The sequence below is a fragment of the Actinoplanes sp. NPDC051633 genome, assembly GCF_040681735.1.
Lineage (GTDB): Bacteria > Actinomycetota > Actinomycetes > Mycobacteriales > Micromonosporaceae > Actinoplanes.
Genome location: NZ_JBFAZH010001220.1, coordinates 1 through 2,259 on the forward strand (window position 1 = coordinate 1; position 2,259 = coordinate 2,259).

Annotated in this window: 1 pseudogene; it reads left to right on the forward strand. The window is 70.9% G+C overall.

The annotated features are described in order from the left end of the window. Positions 1-46: 46 nt before the first annotated feature. Positions 47-2,259 (forward strand): annotated as a pseudogene (locus AB0M20_RS39250) (RHS repeat protein); the annotation flags it as partial.

A 2,259-nucleotide genomic window follows, 5' to 3' on the forward strand; every position in this document is an offset into this window, starting at 1 on the left:
GCTTTCGCTCGGCATTGACGTCAGATACTGCACCCCCTGAACCCCCATGCTCCACAACCAGGGCTACAAGTGGAATCTGGACCACGTCGTGGATCCGCGCGGCAACACCATGAGCTACTGGTACGAGCGGGAACGCAACGCCTACGGCCTCGACCTGGGCCGGCAGACGGTTTCCTACGACCGTGGCGGCGTCCTCAAACGGGCCGACTTCGGCACCCGGCTGGGCGCGGAGCTGACCGGCACCGCGCCGGCCCGCGTCGTCTTCGCCTCGGCGCCGCGCTGCGCGCCCGGAAAGAACTGCGGGCTGGAGAACCGGGACAGCTACCCGGATGTGCCGTTCGACCAGAAGTGCTCGGCGAACTGCGCCGCCCAGACCGCGCCCTCGTTCTGGTCGACCCGGCGGCTGGCGAGCATCACCACGTATGCCGGCGCGGCCGAGGTCGACCGGTGGTCCTTCGCCCACAGTTTCCCGCCCACCGGCGACAGCAGCGCCGGAGCCGGACCGGCGCTGTGGCTGGACCGCATCGACCATGCCGGCCTGGTCGGCGGCGAGCTGAAGATGCCGCCGGTCACGTTCCGCGGCCTGCCGTACGAGAACCGGGTCAACAGCGCCGCGGACGGCCTTCCGCCGCTGGGCAAATACCGGCTGACCGCGATCGACAACGAGTACGGCGGCGTGGTGTCGGTCAACTACCTGCCGCCGGACTGCCCGGCCGGCGCGCGGCCGGCCCCGAAGGGCAACAAGCTGCGCTGCTTCCCGGTCTACTGGCAACCGACCGGCGGGCAGAGCCTCACCGACTGGATGCACAAGTACGTCGTGGGCAGCGTGACCCAGGTCGACCGGGTCGGCGGCGCACCGGCCGAGGTGGTGGCCTACGACTATCAGGACGGCGGAGCGTGGCACTACACCGACGACGACCTGATCCTGCCGGAGCGGCGCACCTGGTCCGAGTGGCGCGGTTACGGCAAGGTCGTGATGCGGCACGGCAGCGGCACCGTGAAGTCGGTCGCCGAGTACCGCTACTTCCGCGGCATGAACGGCGACGGCGGCGTGCCCGCATCGGTCGCCGACAGCCGGGGCGGCTCCGCGCCCGACGACGACCACCTCGCCGGGCAGCTCCGCGAGCGCACCGTCTACAACGGAACGTCGGTGGTCAGCACGACCATCACCGACTACCGGGCCAGGCAGACCGGCGGCACCGGCAACCTGACGGCACACCAGGTCGATGTCGGCGGCGTGCGCGAGTGGACCGCGCTCGACGGCGGCAAGTGGCGCACCACCCACGTCACCCGGGCCTACGACGACGCGACCGGCCTGCTGACCGCCGTGGACGACCGTGGCGACACCGACATCACCGGTGACGAGGAGTGCACCCGCACCTGGTACGAAGGATCCCGGCCGGTACGCACCGAGACCGTGGCGGTCGGCTGCTCGGCCACCGCGGTCTACCCCCGGGACCTGGTCGCCCACACCAGAACCGCCTATGACGGCGCCGGCAACCCGAAGCAGGCCGAGCAGGTCGGCGACTACGTCGGCGGGTCACCGGTCTGGACGGTGACCAACAGGGCGACCTTCGACGCGTACGGACGGCCCCGCGAGACCTGGGACGCGTTGAACCGCAAGACCACCCACACGTACACCGAGACCGGCGGCCTGACCACCAGGATGGCGGTCACCAACGAGCTCGGCCACACCACCACGACGGACCTGGCGCCGCAGTGGGGCGAGCCGGTCGCGACCACGGACGCCAACGGGCGGACGACAACCGTGCGTTACGACGGCCTGGGCCGCGCCCTCGGGGTGTGGTTGCCGGGCCGCAGCGAGGCCGGCGGCGACGGGCCGAACCTGCGCTACCGGTACTTCATCCGGGCCGACGGCGCCAGCGCGGTGGCCACCGAATCGCTGCGGGCCAACGGCAACTACCTCGGCAGCTATGCGATCTACGACGGCTTCATGCGCCCGCGGCAGACGCAGAGCCCGGGCTGGGGGACCGGAGGCAAGGTCGAGGGCCGGGTGATCACCGACACCGTGTACGACTCCCGCGGGCTGGTGGTCAAGACCAACGACGCGTACTACGCCGAGGGCGCCACCGGCACCACCCTCGTCGCGGCCGGCGACAACAACGTCCCATCGCAGAACCGCACGGTCTACGACGGTGCCGGACGGCCGGTGACCTCGACGCTGATGTCGTTCAACCAGGAGAAGTGGCACAGCACCGTCCGGTACCACGGCGACTTCGTCGATCGGGTGCCCCCGCG